The following is a 24,984-nucleotide window of genomic DNA, read 5'->3' on the forward strand; positions in this document are numbered from 1 at the left end:
GGTGAGCAGTGCCTCAGCGAACCCGGACGGCCGGGCTCACCCACGGCGGCCGACGCGTGGGCTGCACGGGGTGCTCCTCCCAGCCCGACGACCACGAACCCGCCCCCTCGGGCAGTGCCTCGGCCCTGGCCCGCCCCACCAGTTCGGCGATCTCGAGTTTCATCGAGGTGAGCGCCCGTAGGTCGTCCTCGGTCGCGGCCCCGCCCGATCCGGTCGACGTGCCACCCTCGCGGACGATGAACCGTTCCGCCTCGAGCCGGTGGGCGGCCACCCGCAACTCGATCAGCCGGCGGTGTCGCGCCCGGTCGGCCGAGGGCAGGTCGAGGTGTTCCTCGGCGGCGCGCAGCCAGCCGTAGTCGCGGTTGATGCGGATCAGTCCGGGGTCGACCTGCAGCGCGGTGTGCACCGGCAGTTCGGGTTCGATCACGCGGGCTCCGGCGCTGCGGGCGTAGGCGATCTCGTCGCGCTCGGTCTCGTCCGACATCAGTTCGGTCGCCCGCGCCACCACCTGCGCGATGGACTTCGTGGCGAAGCTGGTGTCGTCGGGGTTGTCGGAGGGAGCCGAGCTGACCACCCAGCAACGGTCGACGCCGAGCTTCACGGCCATCTCGACCGGCACGTTCTCGCGCACCCCGCCGTCGACGTAGTACTCGCCCTCGAGTTCCACCGGCGCGAACACCGCGGGAATGGAGCACGAGGCCAGCACGCCGCGCGAGAAGTCGTGGTGGGCGTGGCCGACGACGCGGTCGTCCCGGTCGACCAGCACCCCGTCCTCCCGCATGAACCGCAGGTCGCCGCTCTCGAGGCACACCATGGCGATCCGCACCGTCACCCCCGACGAGGCCACCTTGTCGGAGCGGTAGGTGCCCTCGTCCAGCAGGCGTTCGAGCAGGGGTCCCGGACGATACATCGAGCGGCTGGCCTCGGCACCGCGCAGGATGGCGCCGAGGTCGCCGGGGGCGCCGCGCAGTCGGGGCAGGCTCGACATCAGTTGCATCGCCAACCCTGGCGACCAGCCGGTCGACTCGGGGGTGTGCTCGGCCATGGCGATCCGCAACGTCTCGGCCTGACCGCTGAGTTGCTCCTCCTCGGCCAGGGGCGGGTCGTCGTCAGTGGGGCGCTGTCGCAGCACTCCCCGGCGGGCGGCAGACACCCGCGGGCTCGGCCGGGACTGTGTCGACATCAGCGCCATCCACTCCTGGCCGCGGGCCTGCAGCGTGGTGAACCAGGGGCGCTCGGCGAACATCTCCGACTGGCGACGCATGCCGAACCACAGATCTTCGAGTCGGCGCACCCCGGCGGCCTGGTCGTCCGGGTCGAGGTACTGCCCGATCATCGCCGACAGGATCGACCCCGACGAGGTGCCGACGACCACGCTGGGGCGGATGCCGACCACCTCGTAGAGGTAGCGCAGGGCGCCGAGTTGGAAGCTGGCCTTGGAGCCGCCGCCCGAGAGCACGAGGCCCTCGACCGCGTCGGCGCGCCGCGACCACGGCATGGTGGGCAGGCCACTCCACTGGAAGCGAGGCATGCTCCCAGCGTAGGTGACGCAAACGTGACTGCTCGTCGCCGGTGAGGGCCGAAAACCCGGCCCACCCGGCGACGAGCAGTCACCTTTGCGTCACGTCACTCGGCGATCGGCCGCTCGCCACCCTTGAGCTCGACGTGGGGCAGCAGGAAGGTCACCAACCAGCCCACGAACATGACCGCCGCGCCGACGAAGAAGACCAGGTTCATCGAGTTCGAGAACCCCTCCAGGAACGGGCGCGCCAGCCGCGGGTCGAGCTGCTGGATGAACGAGCTGTCGTTCAGCGGGTTCAGCGCACCGCGGTCGCCCGCCTGCAGCGCCTTCACGAAGGCCTGGTTCACCGGGTTCTGCATCACCTGCGGGTCGTGCACGGCGGCCTGGAAGTCGGCGCCGGGCACCAGCCGGGTGAAGGCGTCGGTCAGTCGCTGCGGCACCACCGAGAACAGGATCGACAGGAACACCGCGGTGCCCAGGGTGCCGCCGATCTGGCGGGTGAAGGTGGCGCTCGAGGTGGCCACACCCATGTCCTTGCGCTGGGCCGAGTTCTGCACGGCCAGCATCAGCGGCTGCATCATGAAGCCCAGCCCGAGGCCGAAGATCACCATCGGCACCATCAGCTGCCACATGGGGGTGTCGTAACGCAGGAAGCCGAACATCACCAGTGCCACGGTGAGCAGCAGCCCACCCACTCTGATGAACGGGCGGTAGCGGCCGTAGCGGGCGATCAGCTGCCCCGACAGGATCGAGCCGGTCATGATGCCCAGCGTCAGCGGCAGCATCAGCAGCCCGGCCTTCGTGGGCGAGGCACCGCGCACGATCTGCAGGTACAGCGGCAGCATGGCGATGCCGCCGAACATGCCGATGCCGATCACGACCGAGATCACGGAGGAGACACCGATGGTGCGGTTGCGGAACAGGTGCAGGGGCAGCAGCGCCTCATCGCCCATGCGCGCCTCGATGGCCACGAACGCCCCGATGCCGAGGGCGCCGATCACGTAGCAGACCAGCGAGTGGAACGATCCCCAGCCCCACTCCCGACCCTGCTCGGCGACGAGCAGCAGCGGCACGGCGCCGACGGCCAGCGCCACGGCACCCCACCAGTCGATGCGGTGGTCGAGGCGCTGGTGGCGCAGGTGCAGGGTGCGTCCGACGACGGCGAGGGCGATCAGCCCCAGCGGCACGTTCACCAGGAACACCCAGCGCCAGCCGGTGATGCCCAGAATGGACGACTGCCCGGCCAGGAAGCCGCCCACCACGGGCCCGAGCACCGACGAGGTGCCGAACACGGCAAGGAAGAAGCCCTGGTAGCGGGCCCGTTCGCGCGGCGGGACGATGTCGCCCAGGATCGCGAAGGCCAGCGAGAACAAGCCGCCGGCGCCCAGCCCCTGCACGGCGCGGAAGGCTGCGAGCTGCCACATCGAGCCGGCGAAGGAGCACAGGGCCGATCCGATGATGAAGATCGAGATCGCGGCCAGGAAGAACCGCTTGCGCCCGTAGATGTCGGACAGCTTGCCGTACAGCGGCGTGACGATGGTCGAGGTGATCAGGTACGCGGTGGTCACCCACGCCTGCTGGCTGAGCCCGTTGAGGTCGTCCGAGATGGTGCGAATGGCGGTCGCGACGATGGTCTGGTCGAGCGCCGCCAGGAACATGCCGGTCATCAGACCGATCAGGATGGTGACGATCTGGCGGTGGGTCAGTGCCGGGTGGTCGGACGAGCCGGGTCGCGCGCTGGGCGCCTCGGCGGTGGCGGTGGAGGTCATTCGGTGCTCCTGATGGAGGGATCCCTGGCGGGATCTGTGGAGGGGTCGGTGGGTGTCAGGCCGCTGGCCCGCTCCTCGCGGAGTTGGCGGACGGCGGCATCGAGGTCGTCGGTGAAGCGGGCGAGCAGGCGGGTGAAGGTCTCGCGGTCGGCGGGCGACCAGTCATCGAGCACCTGCCCGAGGTAGGCGCTGCGCTGCTCGCGCAGCAGGAGGACGAGGTCCTTGCCCGCGGGCGTGATGTCGATCAGCTGGGCTCGTCCGTCGCGGGGATCGGGAACCTTCTGCAGCAGTCCCAGTGAGGTCAGGTGCGAGACCTGGCGCGAGGTGGTGGAAAGGTCGGCGCCGAGTGCCTGGGCGAGGTCGCTGAGGCGCTGGGGTTCGGCCCACACCCGGAACAGCAGCGGGAAGTGGAACGGGTCGACGTCGGGGTGGGGCCACGGGATCAGGGCCTTGCTGGCGCTGATCAGCTTGACCACGCGGATCAGGTGGTCGCCGAGGGTGCGTCCCGGGGGAGTCGGGGGCAGATCCGGCAGGGGTGGGGTGGGCACGGGTGCTCCCTTCGGTGAGTGGTGTGTGGCTGGGTGGGGTCGCTCGGGGCTCCTGGGCTGCGATTGCTTGCAGGCCGCAAGCAATCATGCGCCTGATGGTTGCAGCATGCAAGTGAATCCAGTTCGCTCACGGCTGATCGCGTGGTGAGCGCGTGCCCTCACCGATCCGAAACGGTGTTACCCCGCGAGTTCTTGCCACCGGTTGGCAAGAACTCGCACCGGCGCACCAATTCGGATCGGTGATCCACGGAGACCCCGCCCACCCAGGCCCGGGAACTGGCCGGGTTCGATCCCACCCGGTCGCCCCTGAGACAATGCCCGGGTGACCGCCGTTCCCACCGCCCCCACCGATTCCATCCACCACCGCCGCGCTCCCGAAGACCTGAGCCGCTTCGCCTGGCTCTCGATCGCCGCCGCGATCGTCACCATCGCGCTCAAGACCGGTGCCTGGCTGCTCACCGGCTCGGTGGGTCTGCTCTCGGACGCCGCCGAGTCGGTGGTGAACCTGGTGGCCGCCATCGTGGCGCTGGTCGCGCTGAAGGTGGCGATTCGTCCGCCCGACAAGAACCACCACTTCGGTCACTCCAAGGCCGAGTACTTCTCCGCGGCCGTCGAGGGCATCATGATCTTCGTCGCCGCCGCGGTGATCATGTACTCGGCGATCACCCGCTTCTTCAGTCCCCAGCCGCTCGAGAACGTCGGCATCGGTCTGGCCGTCTCGGTGCTCGCCTCGGTGGTGAACGGGCTGGTCGCGTGGGTGTTGATCCGCGCCGGCCGCCGGCACCGCTCGCTCACCCTGCGGGCCGACGGCCACCACCTGCTGACCGACGTGTGGACCTCGGTGGGCGTGCTGGTCGGGGTCGGGCTGGTCGTGCTCACGGGGTGGACCCGCCTCGACGCCATCGTCGCCTTCGCCGTCGGCATCAACATCCTGGTCACCGGCTGGAAGCTGATCGCCGAGTCGACCGCCGGCCTGATGGACATCTCGCTCACCAAGGAGGACAACGCCGCCATCCAGACCGTGCTCGACCGGTTCACCTCCGACGAGATCATCTTCCACGCGCTGCGCACCCGCGAGTCCGGACGACGGCAGTTCATGAGCGTGCACATGCTCGTGCCCGGGGCCTGGAGCGTGCAGGCCGGCCACGACGCCGTCGAGGACGTCACCGAGGAACTGCTCAAGGTGATGCCCGAACTGCGCATCACCATGCACCTCGAGCCGATCGAGGACCCCCGGTCCTACGAGGACATCGACATCTGAGGCCGCGAGCCCCCGGGGGTCGTCCGAGCCCTCAGATCGGACGAGCCGCCGCCCCCGGCCTCGTCACCAACGTGCTGGCGTCGACACCGGCCAGCGGGAACTCGCCGCGGTAGACCGACAGCCACTGCTCGGCGAACCGCTCGGCATCCGCGGTCGGCACGAGGGCCCACACCGAACCGCCGAAGCCCGCGCCGAAGGCCGACGCGGCGACGGCGCCCAGCTCGCGGGCGAGCCTGGCCAGAGCGATGGTCTCGTCCACCTGGTTGCCCAGGTCGGTGGTGGTCAGCCGCTGCGACGTGTCGACCAGGGTGCCGAACCGGCTGAGGTCGCCGGCGGCCAGGGCCTCGGCAGCCGCCGGTATGATCTCGTCGGACTCCGTCACGAACTGGTGCAGCCGCTTGGTCAGGTAGGTGTCATCGGCCACCAGTCCCCGCAGGCGTTCGGTGATCTCGACTCGCGTGGCCCCTTCATGGCCGGAGCCGAGCGCATCGGCGATGACGGCGTCGGATCGTCCGGTCGCCTCGTTCCAACGAGCGACGATCTCGCGCGTCGACAGTGAGGCGCGGTTGAACAGGTCGCGGGCCGCGCCGGTCTTCTCGGCAGCCACCCCCGACACCGCCACCACGAACGAGAGGTCGTCGGGGAAGGCGATCTGACCCTCCTCGCGGATCGGGCAGAACGAGAACTGCGCCAGATGGCCCTCGACCCCGCAGAGCATGCCCGTGTGGTCCTCCGAACCGCCGAACGTGCCCACGCCGCGATGGCCCACCAATGACCCGAAAGACATGCCGTTCTCGATGCACGCGGCGTAGCCGGCCAGGTCGACGCGCGAGGTGATGTTGGCCTGCCACGCGGGGTGCTCGGTGAGCCCGTTCAGGTCGACGAGCGCCAGCGCGATCCCGGTCAGCAGGGCCGAGGACGACGACATCCCGCTGGCCAGCGGCAACGTCGAGGTGATCGTCAGGCGGGCCGGCCGCAACGGCCCGAAGTTGGCGGTCAGCCGGTCGATGACCGTCTGCGCATAGTTGCCCCAGTGGCCACCCGGCAGGCCGGATTCCCGGCCGGGCACGAGTCGCACCTCCCCTGGATTGGCGTCGGTGGTGGCGATGAACTCCGGCTGGGACGACTCGTCCCCGCTGGAACCCTCGTCTGCGGGGGCGGCGACGGCGTGCACCGTCACGCCCCGGTCGACGGCGGCCAGCAGCGAACGACCACCGGCGTAGTCAGTGTGCTTTCCCAGCACCTCGATGCGCCCGGGCACGAACCAGCGCACCTCGTCGCGCCGCTGCGGATCGGTCACCTGTGCTTGGGACGAGGGAGCGCTCACAGCTGGCACTCGCGCTCGCCGAGGGTGGCCGCCACCGAGGCGATGTCGCCGCGGTTCGACATGTCGAGCACGCCACCGCTCACCGGCACCAGGGTGACGGTCTCGCCGCCCTCGATGGCGGCGCGCACGGCGTCGACAATCTCGTACTCCCCCCGGGGCGACAGCCCGATGTGCCGGGCGGCCTCGAGCACGGCCGGCCCCAGCAGCCAGCAGTTCATCGACACCATCGGGTGGTCGCCGGCCGCGGCCAACTGCTCGGGGGTGGGCTTCTCGAGCAGGCTGGCGAGGTGGCCGTGCTCGTCCGCGCTGACCAGGGCGAAGGCGGCGACCCGATCGGCCGGAATGTTCGAGTGCTCCACGAGGGCGGCCGCGTCGAAGCCGAGCAGCCCCGAGGTGGTCAGGTCGGCCAGCTGCGCGACGGCCTCGGCGGGGTAATAGTTGTCGGAGTTCACCAGCAGCACGCTGTCGTCGCCGGCGAAGTCGGCGGCGGCCAGATAGGCGTTGGCGGTGCCGAGGGGCTCGTCCTGCACCGCGTAGGTGATGCTGACGCGCCGCTTCTCGACGGAGTCGTAGTGGTCGCGAATCATCTGGTGCTCGGGCCCGATCACCAGGCAGATGTCGGTGAACCCGGCATCGGCGAGCGCCGAGATGACATGGTCGAGGAAGGGGCGACCGACCGAGATCATCGCCTTCACGCCGGCATCGGCGGCGGCCTGCTGGGCCGCGTCGAGCTCGACCCCCTCGGCCTGCTTGCGCATGCGCGAGCCCAGCCCGCGCGCCATGATCACTGCCTTGGTGTTCGCCATGGTCGCAGCCTAGTGAGCGGGCGCGGTGGCGCGCCTCACCCGCTCACTCGGAATCGGCGGACTCGTGCTCCGGAACGGGCACCACCTGACCGTTGGCGGTCAGCACGGGTTCCTCGAGGTCCTCCGACTCGTGCGGGGCCTCGCGCTCGAGGGGGTCCGCCCTGGACGACAAGTTGGGGAGCCGGAGGTCTTCATCGCCGTCGATCTCCTCGGCGCGCTGGGCGTCCTCGATGGCCGCCAACGGGTCGAACTGCTGCTCGTCGCTCATGCCGACAAACTAGCCCGCTCAGCACTCCCGCACGGTCTGTTTGACCAAGCCCACCATCGTCGGACGAACGCTGAGCTCCGTGATGCCGGCGGCGATCAGGCGGGGAACCGCGTCGAGGTCGCTCGCCAGATCGCCGCAGACGCAGACGGGAAGCCCCATCAGACCCAGACAGGTCATCGTGACCAGGTCGAACACGGCGTCGGCCGCGTCGCGGGTGAGCCGTTCCAGCGAGGCATTGCTGCGGTCGACGGCGCTGACGTACTGCAGCAGGTCGTTGGTGCCGATGCTGGCGAAGTCGACCAGGTCGGCGAAGTCGCCGGCGCGGATGGCGGCCGCGGGAACCTCGACCATCATGCCGAGCTCGACCCGTTCGCCGCCCAGTTCGCCCCCCAGTTCGGCGGTCAGTTCGGCGGTCACCGCGTCGAGGCGGCGGCGCGCCCAGAGCACCTCGTCCGGGGTGGTGACCATCGGCAGCATCACCCGCACGGGGGTCTCGCGGTGCGCCAGCACCACGGCCCGCAGTTGCTCGTCGAACAGGTCGGGCAGTCGGCGCATCGTGCGGATGCCGCGTTCGCCCAGGAAGGGATTGGCCTCGGGTGGCTGGGGGATGAACCGCAGCGGCTTGTCGGCGCCCGCGTCCCACGTGCGCACCGTGATCGGTCGCCCCTCGAGGGCCCGGCCGATCGCGATCAGCGCATCGGCCTGCTCGCGGGCCGTCGGGGCGTGGTCGAGGTCTCCGAACAGCAGTTCGGTACGCACCAACCCCGAGCCGTCGGCTCCGTTGGCGGCGGCCAGACGGGCATCGGTCAGGTTCGAGACGTTGCCCTTGACGGCGATGGTCGCCCCAGCGGTGGTGGTCGCCGGTTCGCCGGCCCGTTCGAGGGCCCGGTTCTCCGCCTCGGCTCGCTCCCGGGCGCGCTCCCGCAGGTCGTCCGCCTCGGTCGCCGAGGGGTTCACCCAGACGCGGCGGTCGACCGGATCGACGGCGACCAGGTCACCGGCGGCGACCTGCAGACCCGACTGCCCCGTGACGACCGGAATGCCGCGCGAGGTCGCGACCAGCACGCCGTGCCCGGTCGAGCCGCCCGTGAGCGTGACCACGGCCAGCGTCTGGGCGGGGTCGAGCGACGAGGCGGTCAGCGCGTCGAGTTCGGTGACCACCAACACGTGCTCGCCGTGGGCCTGCGCCGGACGATGCGCGTGGTCGGTGTCGCCGATCAGCAGCCCGAGCAGTTGCAGCCGGAGCGAACGCACGTCCTGGGCGCGGTCGCGCAGGTGGGGGTCGGCGAGCTGGTCGAACTCCTCGGCCACCTCGGTGAGGGTGTCGTGACTGGCGATGAGCGCCGTGGCTCCGGCGGCCACCCGGTCGGCGATCGTTGGGGCGAGATCGTCGAGCAGGGCCAGTTGGGCGGCGAAGATGTCGCCGTGGGCGGAGTCGGCGCGGGCGCAGAGATCGCCGCGCAGGGCGTCGAGGGCCGCGCGGGCGCGGCCGGCCTCGTCCGATCCTGGTTCGTACCCGGAGAGGTCGAGCTCGGCCGTGGGCACCGCGGCCGGGGCGAGGACGATCTGGCGGCCGCTGCCGGCCCGAGGTGCCGAGGTCGGTTCGGGACTCGTGGTGTCAGGGATGGCGCTCTGGGGCGGGGTGGCCCGTTCCCCGAACTCGTCGGCGGCCAGTTCCACCACCCTGGCGACGGCGCGCTCGGCCTCCGGGCCGCGGGCCGAGACGCGCAACCGGTGCCCGCGGGAGAGCCCCAGGGTCGCCACCTTGGTCACGCTGGTGGCGGGGGCGGGGCCTCGTCCGGTGGTGGCGTTCGACAGCTCGACCACCGCGTCGAGGGCGCGCAGCGCGGCCACCAGGGTGGCGACGGGGCGGGCGTGCAGGCCATGGGTGTTGGTGATCTCGACCTCCGCCACCCGCTCGGGCTGGCCGGAGTCGGGCGCCGGGCCAGGATCAGGGTCAGACAGCGACTGCTCGGTGGTGGACGATTCGCCCAAGTGTTCCCGCTTCGCCGTCAGGGCGGCGTCGGCCTCGTCGGCGACCTCGTCCAAAGGCGCCCCGGCGGCCGCACTCGTCGCCGCCACCAGCAGCCCCTCGACCAACGGCGCCGACGACAGCCGCACCCGATCGGCGAGGTCGGGATCGACGAACTCGAGGGCCAACTCGGCCGACATCACGGCCGAACCGAGGTCCATCAACACCAACACCCCGTCACCGGAATCGGCCGACTCGAGCGCGGCGGCGATGGCGGTCGCGTCGGTGCCGAAGCGACCGCCGGGGGTGCCGGCGGCCACCTCGATCGCGAGCTCCGACTCGGCGGGCACCATCTGGCGGGCCAGGCCGACGGCGGCCTGCGCCACCGCCGCACTGTGCGAGACCACGACCACACCGATCACGCCGAGCCCCTCACAACACCCAGCCCCTCACAACACTGGCCCCCTCACAAGACTGGCCCCCTCGCAAGACTGGCTCCCTCACAGCTCGTCAGCTCTCAGGCCAGGGTGCGGGCGGCGCTCTCGATGAGCAGCGCGACGCTGGTGGCACCCGGATCCTGCACACCCTTCGACCGCTCACCCAGATACGAGGCGCGCCCCTTGTGGGCCACCAGCTGCTCGGTGGCGTCGCGTCCGGCCGCCGCGGCGTCGGCAGCCTCACGCAAAGCCTCCGCCAGAGAGGCGCCTCGTCCGATGGCCTCCTGGCAAGCCCGAACAGCCGGAGCCAGGGAGTCGATCATGGTCTTGTCACCCTCGGCGGCCTTGCCACGCGCGACCACACCGGCCAGCCCAGCCTCGAGGCCCTCGGCGATCTGGGTGGGCGTCAGATCGGTGCCGTCGACAGCCGTGGCGAACCGCAGGAAGAAGGTGCCGAACAGCGGCCCGGAGGCCCCACCCACGGTGCTGACGAGGGTCATGCCGGCGGCCTTCAGCAGGGCGGAGGGGTCGGCGAACGACTCCGGGTCGAGGGCGGCCACCGCCGTCATGCCGCGCTCCATGTTGGAGCCGTGGTCGGCGTCACCGATCTGGCGATCGAGATCGGTCAGCAGCGAGGCGTTCTCGCTCACCAGGCCGGCGAAGTCGGCCAACCAAGCGGCAATGGCGGCGGTGTCAGTCATTCAGGCTCCCCATCGAAGTCCGGGTGTGTTCACCGGTGCATCCCACAGTCCGAGCAGTTCCTCGTCGGCCCGCAGCACCGTCACGGAACAGCCTGCCATCTCGAGCGAGGTGATGTAGTTCCCGACGAGGTTGCGGACGACCGTGACCCCCTTCGACGCCAGCAGTTCGACCACCTCGGCGTACATCACGTACAGCTCCAGCTGGGGGGTGCCGCCCATGCCGTTGACCATCACGATGGCGTCGCCCTCGGCGCCGATCTCGCTGGCCGCGAGGTCGTCCAGGATCGGCTGCACCAACTGGGCGGCCACCTCCTTCGCCGACCCGAGCGGGAGTCGCTCTCGTCCGGGCTCGCCGTGAATGCCGATGCCCAGCTCCATCTCGTCGTCGGCCAGCTCGAAGGTGGGCTTGCCGGCGGCCGGAACGGTGCAGCTGGTGAGGGCCATGCCCATCGAGCGGCCGTTGGCGATCACCGTGTTCGCGAGGGCGACCAACGCGTCGAGGTCGCGACCCTCTTCGGCGGCGGCGCCGACGATCTTCTCCAGCAGCACGGTGAGGCCCACGCCGCGGCGTCCCGCAGTGTAGAGGGAGTCCTGCACGGCCACGTCGTCGTCGACCACGACGGCCGCGACCCGCACGCCCGACTCGGCATCGGCCAGCTCGGCGGCCATCTCGAAGTTCATCACGTCGCCGGTGTAGTTCTTCACGATGTGCAGCACCCCGGCGCCCGCATCGACGGCCGTCGTGGCCGCCATGATCTGGTCGGGCGTGGGCGAGGTGAAGACCTCACCGCAGACGGCGGCATCGAGCATGCCGACGCCGACGAAACCGCCGTGCAGGGGCTCGTGGCCGGAGCCACCACCCGACACCAGCGCCACCTTGCCGGCCCGGGTGGGCTCGGCCCGCAGGATCACCCGATTCTCGTGGTCGACGCGCACGCGATCGGCGTGGGCGGCCTCCACTCCCCGCAGGGCATCGTGGACGGCGGCACTGGCGTCGTTGAGCAGCTTCTTCATGGCGTCATCGTCTCACCGCGCCCGGCGCCGTGGTGCCAGATGTGGCGGAACCCTCAGCCAGCCGTCTCGGGGGTGGAACCCGCCAGCGCCCGCTCCCACAGCGGCCACAGTTTCTCGGCCGCTCCCGGGGCGGCGACCAGCATGCCGCCACCGCTCGGGAACAGGGAGTCATGGCCGTCGGAGTTGACCACGCGGGCCCCGGCCTCGGCGGCGATCAGCACCCCGGCGAGGTGGTCGATCGCGTGGAACTCGTGCACCAGGCCGGCGATGCCGCCACCGTCGGCGATGCGGGTCATCGTCAGCGTGCCCGAACCCATGATGCGGGTGGTGACGTGGGCCTCGGCCAGGCTGGCCATGAACGCCTGCATGCCCGGCCACGGTTCGTGGGCCGCCAGTTCGGTGAGCAGGGCTCGTCCCTCGAGCGAACGCACCGCGCCCAGCTGCAGGGGAACCCCGTTGCGCACGGCCCCGAGGCCGCGCACGGCCAGGAAGATCTCGCCCGACCAGGGCTGCGCCACCACCGCCACCACCGGCTCGTCGTCGATCGCCAGGGCGAGACTCATCGACGTCCACGGCAGGTGATTGGCGAGGTTGGTGGTGCCGTCGACCGGGTCGAGGTACCAGGTCGGACGGCCCGGCTCGCTGCTGCCGCCGAGTTCCTCGCCAACCACCAGATGGTCGGGGAAGGCGGCGGTGATCAGGGCGCGGACCCGCTCCTCGACGGCGACGTCGACCGCGGTCACCACGTCAGCCGCGTGCTTCTTGGCCGTCACCGGCCCCAGGGCGGCGGTGCGGGTGTGCTGGATCGTCCACTCGGCGACCTGGCGGGCGACGTGCACCCAGCGGGCCCGTTCGAGGGGCAATCCGGTGCGCGCCGCCAGCGTCTCGGCGTCGGCCCAGGCCAGGGCGAGCGGGGAGTGCTGGTTGACCATCAGGTTCTCGCCGGTGTTCACCGGCACCAGGGGGCGCAGGGTGCGCGGACGATTGGTGGTGATCTGGTCGACGCCGAGGTCGAGCAGCCAGCTCATCTGTTCCGCGGAATCGACGGTCCAGGTGGCCAGCCGAAGCCCCAACCCGTGCACCTGCTCGACCAGCTCGGGGGTGAGCAGGATCCACTCGACGTTGATGGTGGCGGGACGTTGCCGCCGCAGCAGCTCGAGGTCGAGGTCACCACCCAGGTGGTTGTGGGCGACGGTCGCCTCGGGGTCGAGCTGCCGAATGCGAGCCATCGCTGCGGCATCGCCGCACCACTCGATGGTGACGGTGCCGTCCCCCACCCGGGGGTGCCGGGCGAGCTCGTGCCAGGCGGTCTCGGCATCGTCCGCGTCGACGGTGTCGACCAGCACGACCGGGCGGGTGGACCCCCGGGCGGGTTCGGCGGTGGCGACCAGGTCGATGGTCTCGGCGAGGGTGGGAATGCGCAGGTGGTCGCCGACGCCCAGGTCCTTGACCTGCGCGAGCGTCTGCTGGGCAACGGCGCCGGGTCGACCCCACAGCCGCAGGGTGGTCTCGTCGTGCAGCACGATGCTGACCCCGTCGGCGGTGGTGCGAATGTCGAGCTCGATCACCTCGACGCCGACCTCGATGGCCGCGCGGAAGGCGTCCAGAGTGTTCTCGCGAGCGGCCTCGGAATCGCCGCGGTGGGCGACGACGCGGCAGACGTTCATGGGCATGCGGGGCTCCTGGGGTTGGGGTCGTGGTCGGGTTGCTCGGGTGGGGTCGGGGGCGGGCGGGAGATGTCAGTCGTGCAGCAGGAAGTCGAGCTCGCGGGAGATGTTCGCTCGGGCCTGTCCCTCCCACAGTCGGTGGCCGGTCTCGGTGTGGAACAGGCGCGGGGTGTCGAGGAAGCCCTGCAGCACGGTGGCCCGGCCGGTGCGGAAGGCGGCGTCGTCGACGTGGGCGTACTCGAGTCGAATGGCGCGGGCATACATCCAGTAGCGGGCCTCGGGCCCGGCCAGGGTCGACAGATCGGCGTCGCTGAGAGCCTGGCCGGCGGCATCGTCCGGGTCGGGTCGGTGGGTGGTCGTCAGCCGGACGAGCCTTGCCACTTCGGCCACGGTGGCGTCGTCGACGAGGCCGGGCAGGGCGCGTTCGGCCCAGCGGGCGGACTCCTCCTCGTCGCGCCCGGGCACCCCGTCGTAGACGGCGTCGTGGAACCACGTGGCCAGCCGCAGAGTGGGGGTGGCCAGCCGCAGCGCCGGGGTCGCCTCACCGAGCTGGTCGAGCGCCGCCAGCATCATCCACAGGTGGCGGGGGTCGTGGTAGTGGCGGGTGGGCGCCGACCACGCGGCCAGCAGGTCGTCACCGAGGCCGGCATCGTACAAACTTCCACACGCGGGCTCGACCAACCCCCGCTCAGCGCCGGTTGGTCGAGCCCGCCTGTGGAAGTTTGTCACCAGGTCGGCCCACAGGGCTCGCAGAGGGTCGATCAGGGAAGCCGCGGCCGGCAGCTTCTCGGGCCGGCGCACCCGCAGCCCGCCCGCGGTGAGGCGCGACACCAGCTCGCGGGAGGTGACGGGCAGCGCCCCCGCGGCCACCAGTCGTTCGAGATGGCGCTCGGCCACGTCGTAATGATCATGGTCGAAGGCCCGCAGGGGAATCTCGACGCTGCGGGCGAAGCGGTGCAGCTCGGTCAGCGAGCGGTCACTGACCAGGTGCCCGAAGAGGGTGCCGTGGGCCGGCCACCGCGGGGTGTCGATCAAGATCGCCATGGGTCCATTCTCTCCACTGGTCTCCTCGGCATGGGCGTCGGCCTGCCGCCGGGGGTGGGCTCAGCGGCCCATCTGCACGTCCTCGGTGACCTGACCGCGCACCAGTCGCAGCCACGGCGCCGGCTTGTTGCGGTCGACCACCACCGACAGTCGGTCGGAACGCATCACCCACAGCGTCACCAGCACGAAAGTGATGCCGATCGGAATGCCCTGCACCGCGACGGTCCAGCGCGGCCCGAAGACGTCGCCGATCCACCCGATCAGGGGACTGACGAACGGCACACCGCCCAGGATCACCGCACCCCACAGGCTCATCACCCGCCCACGCATGGCCGGGTCGGTGCTCATCTGCACCAGCGCGTTGGCCGTGATGATGCACGTGATCGAGCAGTAGCCGACCCCGATCAACAGCACCGCGAACATCCAGTAGGTCGGCACGATCGACGACACGCACATCACGATCGCGAAGCCCGCCATCGCCTCGAGCACGTACCTCAACCGCGGACGAGGCCGCCTCGCCGACGCCAGCGCCGCAGCCAGGGCACCCACCCCCATCCACGAACCCAACATGCCGTACTCGCCGGCGCCCTTGTGGAAGGCCTCGGTCGCCATCACCGCATTCGAGATGGCGCCGTTGAAGCCGAACGTGCCGAACATGAACGCGATGAACAGCAACAGCTTCAGGTCGTCACGGTCACGCACGTAGTGCACGCCCTCGATGAGCCCGCCGCGGCCCTTGGCTCGGGCCGGGTGCAGTTCTGCCCGGTTGAGGCTCGACAGCGAGACGATCAGGGCCACGAAGCTGAGCACGTTCAGCGCCAGCACGGGGCCGGTGTCGACGATCGCGATCAGGAAGCCGGCGATGCCGGGGCCGAGCAGGCGGGCACCGTTGAAGCTGGCCGAGTTGAGTGAGATGGCGTTCGGCAGCAACGACAGCGGCACGACCTCGCTGACGAACGCCTGGCGGGCGGGGCCGTCGAAGGCCGCGGCGACACCGTCGAGCCCGGCCAGCAGGAAGACGTGCCATAACTGCACGTTGCCCGTGAGCACCAGGGTCGACAGCACGAGGGCGTCGATCGCCATCAGGCTGGCCGCGCAGTTCATGATCGTCCGCTTGCTGACCCGGTCGGCCACCGAACCGGCGATGGGGGCGAGCAGCAGCGTCGGCGCGAAGCTGAGCGTGGTCATCCAGCCGAGCATGCCCGCGTTGCCACCCGTGAGGGTGATGAGCACCAGCCAGGACTGGGCGGTACGGGCCATCCACTGGCCGATGTTCGAGGTGGTGAGACCGATGAAGTAGCGCTTGTAGTTGCGGTTGGACAGGCTGGCGAAGGTGGTGGACATCGTCCTAGTTCTCGAGCAGGCGGTTGAGAATCGTGGTGGCCTCGGCGAGGATCTTCTGCTCCTCGGGGGTGCAACTGCGCACCCGCTCGACCATCCAGTGGTCGCGGCTGCGGCGGCCGTCGTGCAGCGCCTTCAGCCCCACCTCGGTGATCGTCAGGATGCGGGCCCGGCGGTCGTCCTCGTCGACGGCGCGCGAGACCATGCCGCGGTCTTCGAGCTCCTTGACCGTGCGGCTCATGCTGGGGGCCGAGACCTGCTCGCGCTCAGCTAGCTCGGTGGCGGTCTTCACCCCGTTGTCGAGGGCGGCCAGCACGGTGAACCAGTGCGGGGGAATGGAGGTCGCCTGCAGCCGCACGCGGCGGGTGATGCGCATGCAGGCCGCGCGCAGGTCGTGGGCGATGTTCGAGGTGGCAAGGGTCACAGCCGGGTTCCCGGTTCTTGGCGGGGAATGATTACGTGGGCTAACCATATAGGCTGCCGACCGCCTCGGGGGGTCACGCCCACTAGGCTGACGCGCGTGAGTGGCGTCATCCGCACCTGCCGGCCCGACGAGCTGCCAGCCCTGATCGACGACGCCCTGGCCGAGCGCTGCTGGCTCGCGCCGCTGGAGCCGGGCCCGGAGACCTCTTGGCGCGACGCAGACCTGCCCGAGGGGAGCGCCGACGGCGGGGTGATCGTGGCCACCTCGGGGTCGACCGGCCAGCCCAAGGGCGTGTGCCTGTCGGGTGCCGCGCTGCGCGCCGGGGCCCTGGCCACCGAGCGCGTGATCGGCCGCCGCGACTGGGTGGGCGCCCTGCCGCTGCAGTACGTGGCCGGACTGATGACCCTGGTGCGCTCCCGGGTGGCCGGTGCCGACTTCCTGCCCCTCCCCGCCTCGCTGCAGGGGCTTGCTGAGCTGCTCCGCGGACGACCGAACCGTCCCGCCGTGGCGTCGATCGTCGCCACCCACCTGCACCGGGCGCTCGCCGACGACCCGGCCATGCTCGCGGGGCTGCGTGCCTGCTCCGAGGTGCTGGTCGGCGGTTCGGCCATTCCCGCCGACCTGCTGGAGCGGGGGCGCGCCGCCGGGGTCAACGCGATCGCCACCTACGGCATGAGCGAGACGGCCGGCGGCTGCGTCTACGACGGGGTGCCGCTGCCCGGCGTCGACGTGGCCATCGCCGAGGGCGACGGCCGCATCTCGATCGCCGGTCCGATGATCTTCTCCGGCTACCTGGGCCTCCCCGAACTGACGGACGAGACCCTCGTCGACGCTCGCGTCGTCACCCGTGACCGGGGTCGCTGGCACGACGGGCGACTCGAGGTGCTGGGCCGCGTCGATGACGTGGTCATCACCGGCGGGGTGAACGTCGACCTGGCCCGGGCCCAGGCCGTGCTCGACGCACAGGCAGTGGACTCCCGGGCCACGGACTCCCTGGCCATGGGGCGAGCAGTGCTGGTGGCCGTGCCCGATGACGAGTGGGGCTCCATGATCTGCCTGGTGGTTGAGAACAGGCCAGCGGTTGAGAACGGGCCAGCGGTTGAGAACGGGCCAGCGGTTGAGAACAGGCCGGTCGAGGAGGGCCCCTCGTCCGCTGGCGCCCTCGAGGACTGGCGCGACCGGCTGCGGGCGGCCGGGCTGCAGCCTGCGGCCCTGCCCAAACGGCTGGCGGTGGTCGCGCGCCTGCCCCGCACCGTTTCTGGGAAGATCGACCGGCAACGACTGCTCGACCTGTTCGGCTGAGCTGCCCGTTCCCAGATTTCGGCCCGAGACGTCGACAGACCCAGCGAGAGGTGAGGCATGGCCACGTTCGAGCAATGGCTGGAGGGTGCCCGTCCGCGCACCCTTCCGGCTGCCACGGCCCCCGTGCTGGCCGGTGGCGCCACGGGCCTGCTGCGACTCGACGGGTTCGGTCCCGGTGGCGACCTCTCCGAGCGGGCCGGCACCGGCGGATTCGGCCTGCACTCGTGGGCGATCCTGGTGCTCTGCTTGGTGCTCGCCCTGGCCCTGCAGGTCGGGGTGAACTACGCCAATGACTACTCCGACGGGGTGCGCGGCACCGACGACGAGCGCGTCGGGCCGCTGCGTCTGGTGGGGTCGAAGGCCGCTCGTCCGGGCCAGGTGAAGGCGGCGGCCTTCGCGTGCTTCGGCGTCGCAGCCGTGGTGGGTCTCGTGCTGGTGCTGCTCACCCAGCACTGGTGGCTACTGGTGGTGGGCGTCGCGTGCATCGCGGCGGCGTGGTTCTACACCGGCGGCTCGCACCCCTACGGCTACGCCGGGTTGGGCGAGGTGATGGTCTTCCTGTTCTTCGGGTTGGTGGCCGTCTGCGGCACCCACTACCTGCTCACGGGCGGCCTGACGGTTACTGCCGTGGTGGTGGCCGTGGCCGTCGGCTGTGTGGCCTGCGCCCTGCTGGTGGCCAACAACCTGCGCGACATCGTCGGCGACCGGCAGGTGGGCAAGCGCACCCTGGCCACGCGGCTGGGCGACCGCGGCACCCGCTGGTTCCACCTGCTGCTGGCGGCGGCCACCGTCGCCGGAGTGGTGGTGGCCGCCGGGCTGGCCGACTGGTGGCTGCTGACCGGGTTGCTCACGCTGATCGCCCTCGTGCCGTCGGTGGCGACGGTGTTGCGCGGGGCGTCGGGGCGTGCGCTGATCCCGGTGCTCAAGCAGACCGGTCAGGCCGAGCTGCTGCTGGGCATCGGGCTGCTCGCCGGTGCCGTCGTCGCCACCTGGTGAGGTCACGGACGGGTTGCGGCTGAGCGCGCCCCCTTGAAGCCCGCCCACCCGGGTGGTGAAGTGGGAGAACCCCGCGTCGACCTTCCCCGACATCACGGAGCGCCCCATGAAGACCAGCCAGTCATGAAGACCCGTCACAAGGTGCTGATCGCCTCCGCCGCCACCGCGGCCGGTGTCGCCGCGCTCGCCGGCAGCATCGACCAGGGATCCCTCGCCCGCACCGTGCTGCCCAAGCCCCGCCGGCGAGGACTGCCCGCCGGGCTGGCCGGCGACGTGAAGTACCTGCGTCGGGCCGTGCGGCGGCTCGAGCTGGGGGCCAGTCAGGCCCAGTGGGTCGCCTTCCTCGACGTGCTCACCACCCGACCGGCGGGCAGCATCGACGAGCTCACGCTGACGGCCTCGGAGGCGCTGGCTCAGTTCGACAATGCGGCGACCGGCCTGCTGACCACCAGCGCCCACCGGCTGCCCGTGCGCTTCAGTTGGATGGCCGACGACCTGGTGGTGGTGAAGACACGCGCCGAGCACGCCTCGCTCGTCGGGCATCGGGTGCTGCGCATCGCCGGCGGTGAGCCTGCCGACGTGTGGCCCGGGTTCGTCCGTTTTCTCGGCGGCGGCACCCGCTCGTGGCGACGCAACCGCACCGCGTGGTTCTTCACGGTGCCCGCGGCCCTGCAACGGGTGGGCCAGTTGGCCGACGCACGCAGCCCGGTGCGCCTCGAGACCGAGTCCGTCGACGGGGTACGCACCGTCACCGACCTGGTGGCCGACCTCGAGGCGCTGCCCGGCGGGCCACTCGCCGACTTCCGCGACCGATTCCCCGGCGACGCGGGGCTGGGCACCCGCGGATGGGTCACCGCGCTCGACGACCTGCCCGCCGAGCGCCTGCCCGTCTCGCAGCGCCACCTCACCGAACCGCTGTGGCACACCCGCATCGGCGACGCCAGCTACGTGCGTCTGCTGGGCACCCCCGAGGGCGGGAACCCCTCGTCCGCTGCCGTGCTCGACGTGGTGGCGCGCATCGCGGACGACGCGCCGGCCAGGTTCGTGGTCGACGTGCGCTACGCGGCCGGCGGCGACTACCGCGAGGTGCTTCCCGTGGTGAAGGCGATCGCCGAACGCGCCCGCGCCCTGAGCGTGCCCATTCGCGTGGTGATCGGCCCCAACACCATCGGCGGCGGGTTGATCGCGGCGAGTCAGGTGCTGGCCCGCGCCCCCGAGCGCACCCTGCTGGTCGGCAACGAGGTCGGGGACGAGCTCAAGTTCCGCGGGCAGGGGAGGGTCGTGGTGCTGCCCCGGTCGGGACTGACGGTGCAGTTGTGTCATGACTGGCACGACCTCTCGCACGACGCCTCGCTGTGGGGCGACGTGTGGCTGCCCGACAAGTTCCTGTTGCAGGGGGTGGGGGAGTTCCGCCCCGACCTGGCGGTGCAGAACACCTGGCGGGACTACCTCGGGGGTACCGACAGCATGCTCGAGGCGGCCCTGAGTGCCTGACAGATGGGTGCGTGAGGTGGGGGTGCCTGAGGTGAGACTGCCTGACTGGGTGGAGCAGGTGGCCGGCTACGGCATCGACCTGACCCTTCGGTTCCGCGGCATCGATCGGCGCGAGGGTCTGCTGCTGCGTGGCCCGGCCGGCTGGGGCGAGTTCAGCCCCTTTCTCGACTATTCCGGGGACGAGCTGGTGGGCTGGTGGCGCGCCTGCGAAGAGGCCTGCACCCAGGGCTTTCCCACCCCGGTGCGCTCCCGGGTCGAGGTCAACTGCACGGTGCCGGTCACCACTCCCGAGCGGGCGCAGCAGTTGGTGGTCGAGCAGGGCTGCCGCACCGCCAAGGTGAAGGTCGCCGACCCGCGCTCCGACCTGGCCGCCGACCATGATCGACTGCGGGCCGTGCGCGAGGCCCTGGGCAGCTCGGGTCGGGTGCGGATCGACGCGAACGGCGCCTGGTCGGTCGATGACGCCCTCGAGGCCATCACTCGCTTCCGCGACGTCAATCTCGAGTACGTCGAGCAGCCGTGTGCCACCGTCGAGGAGCTCGCCGAGCTGCGAGTGCGCCTGGCCCGCGCCGGCATCGACGTGCCGATCGCCGCGGACGAGTCCATCCGGCGCTCCGGCGATCCCGAGCGGGTGGTGGCCCTCGATGCGGCCGACATCGCCGTGCTCAAGGTGCAACCGCTGGGTGGGGTGCGCCGCTGCCTCGAGTTGGCGGAGCGGCTCGGGCTGCCCGTGGTGGTCTCGAGCGCCCTCGAGACCTCGGTGGGGTTGGCGATGGGGGTGGCGCTGGCCGCCGCCCTGCCCGATCTGCCGTATGCCTGCGGACTGAACACCGCGACCCTGCTGCGGGGTGACGTGGTGCCCGACCGGTTGATCGCGGTCGACGGTGCGCTGCCGGTGCACCCGGCGGGCGTGGTGGCCGATCCGACGCTGGTGCGGCACCATGAACTCGCCGACGACCGACGGGCCGTCTGGTTCGAGCGACTCACCGACACGGTGGGTCGGGCTGGCTCGGCCGAAATTCACCACCGGTCGGGCGCGGAAAGGGAGCGTTCGTGAGTTCACCGGAGCTGGCGCGCGCCGTCGTCGCGACCTTGATCGACTCTGGGGTGCGTGAGGTCGTGCTCAGCCCGGGCTCGCGCAATGCGGGGCTGGGGCTCGCGTTGGCCACCGCCGACGCCGCCGGCCTGCTGCGCCTGCACGTGCGGGTGGACGAGCGCACCGCCGGCTTCCTGGCCCTCGGTCTGGCCAAGGCGGGTGCCGATGTCTTTCCGCCCGCGCCGGTGGCGGTGGTCACCACGTCGGGCACGGCCGTTGCCAACCTGCACCCGGCCGTCGCCGAGGCCCGCCACTCGGGTCTTCCGCTGGTGGTGCTCTCGGCCGATCGTCCGTTGTCGTTGCGGGATTCCGGATCGAACCAGACGACCCGCCAGCTCGACCTGCTCGCCCCGCACACCCTCGACTGCGTGGAACTGGCCGACGAGTCGGGCGCGCCGGCCGTCTGGCGGCGGCAACTGGTGCGCGCGCTCGCCATCGCGAGTGGGGTGCGCACCCGCCAGCCCGGCCCGGTGCAGGTGAACCTGGCCCTGGCCACGCCACTGCTCGACCCCGCCCTAGTGCGCGACGACTGGCTGCCCCGACCGGGGGTGTTGCCGGTGGCGGCGGCCCGGCCCGCCGAGCCGACCATGATCGCTCCCGGGCCGCGCACGGTCGTCGTCTGTGGCGATGCCACCCCCTCGGTCGGACGATCCGCCCGTCGTCTCGCCGAACGCCTGGGAGTCCCGCTGCTGGCGGAGCCCTCGTCGGGGGCGCGCTCGGGTGCGTGCGCGATCGCCGGGGTGGCGGCGGTGCTGGGGAGTGAGCTGGCCGCCGAGGTGGAGCGGGTGATCGTGTTCGGGCACCCGACCCTGTCGCGGCCCATGACCCGCCTGCTGTCGCGCAGCGATGTCGAGTTGATCATGGTCAGCGAGCGGGCCGACTGGATCGACACGGGCTGGGCCGCCACCAGGGTGGTCGACAGTGTCGAGGTGGAACGTCTCGAGGTGGAACGTGTCGACGCTGAGGGGGGTGAGGCTGCAGACCCGTCGTCCGAGACCTGGCTGCGCAGCTGGATCGATCATCCGCTGGCTGGCGGGGCCGCACCCGACCAGTGGGGGGCCGACCTGGTCGTCCAGAGCGTGCTCGCCGCCCTCGCCGACGACGAGGTGCTGATGCTCGGGTCGTCCTCGGTGGTCAGGTGCGCCGACCGGGCGCCCATCGGCACCACTCATCGAAACCACGGTGAGCCGCTCGTGCTCGCCAACCGTGGGCTGGCCGGCATTGACGGCACCCTGTCGACCGCGCTGGGCGTGCGCCTGGCCACGGGACGAGCCACGACCGCGCTGGTGGGCGACCTGACCTTCGTCCATGATCTGGGTGCCCTCGTCGGGGGCGAACTGGAGGAGTCGCCCGGCGTCAGGGTCGTGGTGGTGGACGACCACGGTGGCGGCATCTTCGCCGGGCTCGAGCAGGGGGAGCCGGTCTATGCGCGCCACTTCGCGCGCGTCTTCGGCACTCCCCAGCGCACCGATCTGGCGGCGGCCGCCCGCGGGCTCGGGGCAGAGGTCGTCGAGGTGGACTCGGCGGACGAGCTGGCCGCGGCCCTGAGCGGCCCTCACCCTGAGCAGGGGTGGCAGGTGCTGGTGGCGCGCGTCTGACGCGGCCGGCTCAGGTGCGGCGCAGCCAGTCCCGCACCGCCCAGGTGGCGCGCACGTCGTCCTCGTTGTACTCCAGCAGGCGGGTGACGGCGACCGACCGGGTCTGCTCGGTGTCGCCGGCGACGGCCTCGGTGAACCAGCCCTGGGAGGCCAGCCCCGACGGGTCGGGGTCGCGCCACCGGAAGCCCGGGCCCTCGAAGGCCACCACCTTCAGCCCCAGTCCCTGCGCCCCGAACCAGTGGTCGCGCACGCTCGCGAACAGGTCGGTGAACAGGTCGCGGCGCTCCAACAGCGTGAGCAGATGGGCGTCCTTCGACATGGCGCCGACCTTGGCCAGGTGCACCAGCTCGTAGTCGGAGTAGTGGTAGACCTGCGCGTCGCGGTTCTCGCACAACCGCACCAGCCAGGCCGCCGCACGGGCAGCCAGCTCGCACTCCTGCTCGTCGTCCAGTTCTCGGAAGTCGGCGAACGACTCGTACCAGACCTTCGAGGAGGCCCGGTCGTGCACCAGGAAGCCCCACAGATAGATGCGGTCGTCCCGGCTGGTCTCGATGTCGAAGTCGATCTCGAGGTCGTGCTCGGGCAGGTCGGCGGGAATCTCGTTGAGCCGCTCGAGGTTCACCCCTTCGGCGATCAGCGTGGCGCGCCGGGCGGCCAGCCGCAGGCGCTGCTCACCACCGGGTCGATGCTGCACCTCGGGCAGGTAGGCCGGCAGCAACGCCTCGATGTCGGCGCTGACCAGGTCGTTCACGGTTGAGACGCCAAGTTTGCGCAACGCCCCGATCTCGCGCACGTCGAGCGGCGACTTGTTGATCTGCATGCTCAGGTCGTCGTCGTCCAGTGCCGGCGCGCACACCGACCACCACTGGCAGGAATTGCACTCGCGGGTGACGATCGGCTGCACCATCAGCCGGGCCGACTCCGCGGTGTGGGCCTGGGCGGTCTGGGCCACCTTCACCCGGAAACCGAACTCGTGGTCGTAGCGCTCGAGGGCGGAGCGTCGCTTCCACCCCGAGCTGGCGGTGCGCGAGAACGCGCGGAACCCCTTGTGCAGCAGGTTCACCCAGACCACGCCCAGGTCGCCGTCGAGGTCGGCGATCTGGTCGGTGCCGATCAGCGCACCCGTGGGGCACCCCTCCGCGACCCAGCCGATCTCGTCGAGCAGGCGCCAGAAGTGGGCCAGTTGCAGGGCGTCGCGCTCTCGTCCGCCCCGAAAGCTGGCCTCGTCGGGCACCTGGGCGTCGTCCAACCACGGGCGCGCCAGCGGCGCCACCCAGACCCAGGGGTCGGTCATGCGCTGGCGTTCCAGCACCCGGTGGCGCTTGATGCGCAGCGGCAGGTAGCCGGGTGACCCGTCGGCGCGGTCGGCACCCCGGACGAGGGCCTCGGGGTGGCCCTTGCGGTGTCCGGAGATCGACCACGGCAGCCGCGGGCCGAGGATCAGTGGCGCACCGTCGGCCACCGCCTGGCGGGTGAGCACCAACGCATCGGGGCAGTCACGCAGGTCGACCGCGCCGGGGGCGGAGGCGAGCACGGGGTAGACCTCGTCCTTGAACAGGTTCGCGCCCGCGAACCGCTCCTGCTGCGCCGCCTCGTCGGTCGGTGCGGGCGGGGCGAGCGGGTCGTACTCGTGCTGGGTCTTCACCGGACAGCTCTCGGCCGCGTAGGCCCCCAGCATGATCATGGTCGGCATTCAGTCGGCCCACGCCCGGTGCAGGGCGACGATGCCTCCCGACAGGTTCTGCCAGCCGGTGGCCCGCCAACCGGCCGCGGCGCACAGGTCGGCAAGCCCTGGTTGATCGGGCCAGGCGCGGATCGACTCGGCCAGGTAGTCGTAGGCGGCCGGGTTGCTGGCGAACCGGCGTCCCAGGGGGAAGACAGTGCCCAGGTAGGTGGAGTAGAGGCGCCGGAAGGCCGGGTTGACCGGGGTCGAGAACTCGCAGATCAGCAGGCGACCGCCGGGCTTGGTGACGCGCTTCATCTCGCGCAGCGCGGCCAGGGTGTCTTCGACATTGCGCAGCCCGAAGCTGATGGTGACGGCGTCGAAGGTGTCGTCGGCCCACGGCAGGTTGAGGGCGTCACCGGCGACGAAGGTCAGTTCGGGGTGGCGGCGATGACCCTCGGCGAGCATGCCCCACGACAGATCGGTGCAGTAGACCGCCGCACCGGCGTCCGCGATGGGAGCCGACGAGGCCCCGGTGCCGGCGGCCAGGTCGAGAATGCGCTCGCCCGGACGCGGCTCGAGCGCCTCGATGACGTCGTCGCGCCAGTTGGCGTCGACGCCGAAGGTGAGCAGCCGGTTGAGCAGGTCATAGCGCTTGGCGACGCCGTCGAACATCGCACTCACGTCGCGGCGACGCTTGGTCAGGTCGGCTCGAATCTCCACCACGGCACCAC

21 protein-coding genes are annotated in these 24,984 nt (G+C 71.2%); 6 read left to right on the forward strand and 15 right to left on the reverse strand.

Features of this window, described 5'->3' with window-relative positions; all coding sequences use genetic code 11:
- Positions 1-13: 13 nt before the first annotated feature.
- From ACSDQ9_RS05845 to ACSDQ9_RS05855, 3 genes are all read right to left on the reverse strand, one after another.
- Positions 14-1,531 carry a patatin-like phospholipase family protein gene (locus ACSDQ9_RS05845; RefSeq protein ID WP_435144796.1) on the reverse strand — a complete coding sequence of 506 codons (1,518 nt, stop codon included), beginning with the start codon at positions 1,529-1,531 and terminating at the stop codon, positions 14-16.
- Between the two features lie 95 nt (positions 1,532-1,626).
- Positions 1,627-3,291, reverse strand: a complete 1,665-nt coding sequence (locus ACSDQ9_RS05850; RefSeq protein ID WP_435144799.1) for an MDR family MFS transporter — start codon at positions 3,289-3,291, stop codon at positions 1,627-1,629.
- A complete protein-coding gene (locus ACSDQ9_RS05855) occupies positions 3,288-3,839 on the reverse strand; it encodes a MarR family winged helix-turn-helix transcriptional regulator (RefSeq protein ID WP_435144802.1) in 552 nt (183 codons plus the stop codon). The genes ACSDQ9_RS05850 and ACSDQ9_RS05855 overlap by 4 nt, the downstream gene beginning before the upstream one ends.
- A 322-nt stretch (positions 3,840-4,161) precedes the next feature.
- On the opposite strand from ACSDQ9_RS05855, the gene ACSDQ9_RS05860 reads away from it, so the two are divergent.
- Positions 4,162-5,100: a cation diffusion facilitator family transporter gene (locus ACSDQ9_RS05860; RefSeq protein WP_435144805.1), complete on the forward strand. Its 939-nt coding sequence runs from the start codon at positions 4,162-4,164 to the stop codon at positions 5,098-5,100.
- A 31-nt stretch (positions 5,101-5,131) separates the two neighbouring features.
- On the opposite strand, the gene ACSDQ9_RS05865 is transcribed toward ACSDQ9_RS05860, so the two are convergent.
- The 10 genes from ACSDQ9_RS05865 to ACSDQ9_RS05910 form a co-directional block, all read right to left on the reverse strand.
- A complete protein-coding gene (locus tag ACSDQ9_RS05865; RefSeq protein ID WP_435144808.1) occupies positions 5,132-6,400 on the reverse strand; it encodes a galactokinase family protein in 1,269 nt (422 codons plus the stop codon).
- Between the two features lie 23 nt (positions 6,401-6,423).
- The gene (locus tag ACSDQ9_RS05870) at positions 6,424-7,233 is read right to left on the reverse strand and encodes a nucleotidyltransferase family protein (protein WP_435144811.1); all 810 of its coding nucleotides are present in this window, start codon (positions 7,231-7,233) and stop codon (positions 6,424-6,426) included.
- Between the two features lie 43 nt (positions 7,234-7,276).
- Positions 7,277-7,501: a hypothetical protein gene (locus ACSDQ9_RS05875; protein ID WP_435144814.1), complete on the reverse strand. Its 225-nt coding sequence runs from the start codon at positions 7,499-7,501 to the stop codon at positions 7,277-7,279.
- 18 nt (positions 7,502-7,519) lie between these two features.
- Entirely contained in the window at positions 7,520-9,895 is a 2,376-nt protein-coding gene (gene dhaM / locus ACSDQ9_RS05880; protein ID WP_435144816.1) for a dihydroxyacetone kinase phosphoryl donor subunit DhaM, read from the reverse strand.
- A 95-nt stretch (positions 9,896-9,990) separates the two neighbouring features.
- On the reverse strand, positions 9,991-10,611 hold the full coding sequence (dhaL, locus tag ACSDQ9_RS05885) for a dihydroxyacetone kinase subunit DhaL (protein ID WP_435144819.1): 621 nt from the start codon (positions 10,609-10,611) through the stop codon (positions 9,991-9,993).
- Positions 10,612-11,625, reverse strand: a complete 1,014-nt coding sequence (gene dhaK, locus ACSDQ9_RS05890) for a dihydroxyacetone kinase subunit DhaK (protein WP_435144822.1) — start codon at positions 11,623-11,625, stop codon at positions 10,612-10,614.
- A 53-nt stretch (positions 11,626-11,678) separates the two neighbouring features.
- On the reverse strand, positions 11,679-13,298 hold the full coding sequence (locus ACSDQ9_RS05895; protein ID WP_435144825.1) for an inositol monophosphatase family protein: 1,620 nt from the start codon (positions 13,296-13,298) through the stop codon (positions 11,679-11,681).
- 66 nt (positions 13,299-13,364) lie between these two features.
- On the reverse strand, positions 13,365-14,336 hold the full coding sequence (locus tag ACSDQ9_RS05900; protein WP_435144827.1) for a DUF4031 domain-containing protein: 972 nt from the start codon (positions 14,334-14,336) through the stop codon (positions 13,365-13,367).
- Positions 14,337-14,396: 60 nt separating this feature from the next.
- Entirely contained in the window at positions 14,397-15,680 is a 1,284-nt protein-coding gene (locus ACSDQ9_RS05905; protein ID WP_435144830.1) for an MFS transporter, read from the reverse strand.
- A 4-nt stretch (positions 15,681-15,684) separates the two neighbouring features.
- On the reverse strand, positions 15,685-16,101 hold the full coding sequence (locus tag ACSDQ9_RS05910) for a MarR family winged helix-turn-helix transcriptional regulator (protein ID WP_435144833.1): 417 nt from the start codon (positions 16,099-16,101) through the stop codon (positions 15,685-15,687).
- A gap of 96 nt (positions 16,102-16,197) precedes the next feature.
- Here ACSDQ9_RS05910 and ACSDQ9_RS05915 point away from each other — a divergent pair, with 96 nt between their 5' ends.
- The 5 genes from ACSDQ9_RS05915 to menD all read left to right on the forward strand — a co-directional run bounded on the left by ACSDQ9_RS05915 (position 16,198) and on the right by menD (position 22,587).
- Positions 16,198-17,403 (forward strand): AMP-binding protein, encoded by a 1,206-nt coding sequence (locus ACSDQ9_RS05915; protein ID WP_435144836.1) that lies wholly within the window; start codon positions 16,198-16,200, stop codon positions 17,401-17,403.
- Positions 17,404-17,460: 57 nt separating this feature from the next.
- Complete coding sequence (locus ACSDQ9_RS05920) at positions 17,461-18,399, forward strand: 1,4-dihydroxy-2-naphthoate polyprenyltransferase (RefSeq protein ID WP_435144839.1); 939 nt, start codon at positions 17,461-17,463, stop codon at positions 18,397-18,399.
- 123 nt (positions 18,400-18,522) lie between these two features.
- Complete coding sequence (locus ACSDQ9_RS05925; protein WP_435144842.1) at positions 18,523-19,893, forward strand: S41 family peptidase; 1,371 nt, start codon at positions 18,523-18,525, stop codon at positions 19,891-19,893.
- Entirely contained in the window at positions 19,886-20,950 is a 1,065-nt protein-coding gene (locus ACSDQ9_RS05930) for an o-succinylbenzoate synthase (protein WP_435144845.1), read from the forward strand. The genes ACSDQ9_RS05925 and ACSDQ9_RS05930 overlap by 8 nt, the downstream gene beginning before the upstream one ends.
- On the forward strand, positions 20,947-22,587 hold the full coding sequence (gene menD / locus ACSDQ9_RS05935; RefSeq protein WP_435144848.1) for a 2-succinyl-5-enolpyruvyl-6-hydroxy-3-cyclohexene-1-carboxylic-acid synthase: 1,641 nt from the start codon (positions 20,947-20,949) through the stop codon (positions 22,585-22,587). The genes ACSDQ9_RS05930 and menD overlap by 4 nt, the downstream gene beginning before the upstream one ends.
- Before the next feature lie 10 nt (positions 22,588-22,597).
- Here the strand turns inward: menD and ACSDQ9_RS05940 are convergent, their stop codons facing one another.
- The gene (locus ACSDQ9_RS05940; protein ID WP_435144850.1) at positions 22,598-24,271 is read right to left on the reverse strand and encodes a TM0106 family RecB-like putative nuclease; all 1,674 of its coding nucleotides are present in this window, start codon (positions 24,269-24,271) and stop codon (positions 22,598-22,600) included.
- A gap of 9 nt (positions 24,272-24,280) precedes the next feature.
- A complete protein-coding gene (locus ACSDQ9_RS05945; RefSeq protein WP_435144853.1) occupies positions 24,281-24,976 on the reverse strand; it encodes a demethylmenaquinone methyltransferase in 696 nt (231 codons plus the stop codon).
- Positions 24,977-24,984 lie beyond the last annotated feature (8 nt).

It is taken from the genome of Aestuariimicrobium soli (genome assembly GCF_051192575.1).
GTDB lineage: Bacteria > Actinomycetota > Actinomycetes > Propionibacteriales > Propionibacteriaceae > Aestuariimicrobium > Aestuariimicrobium soli.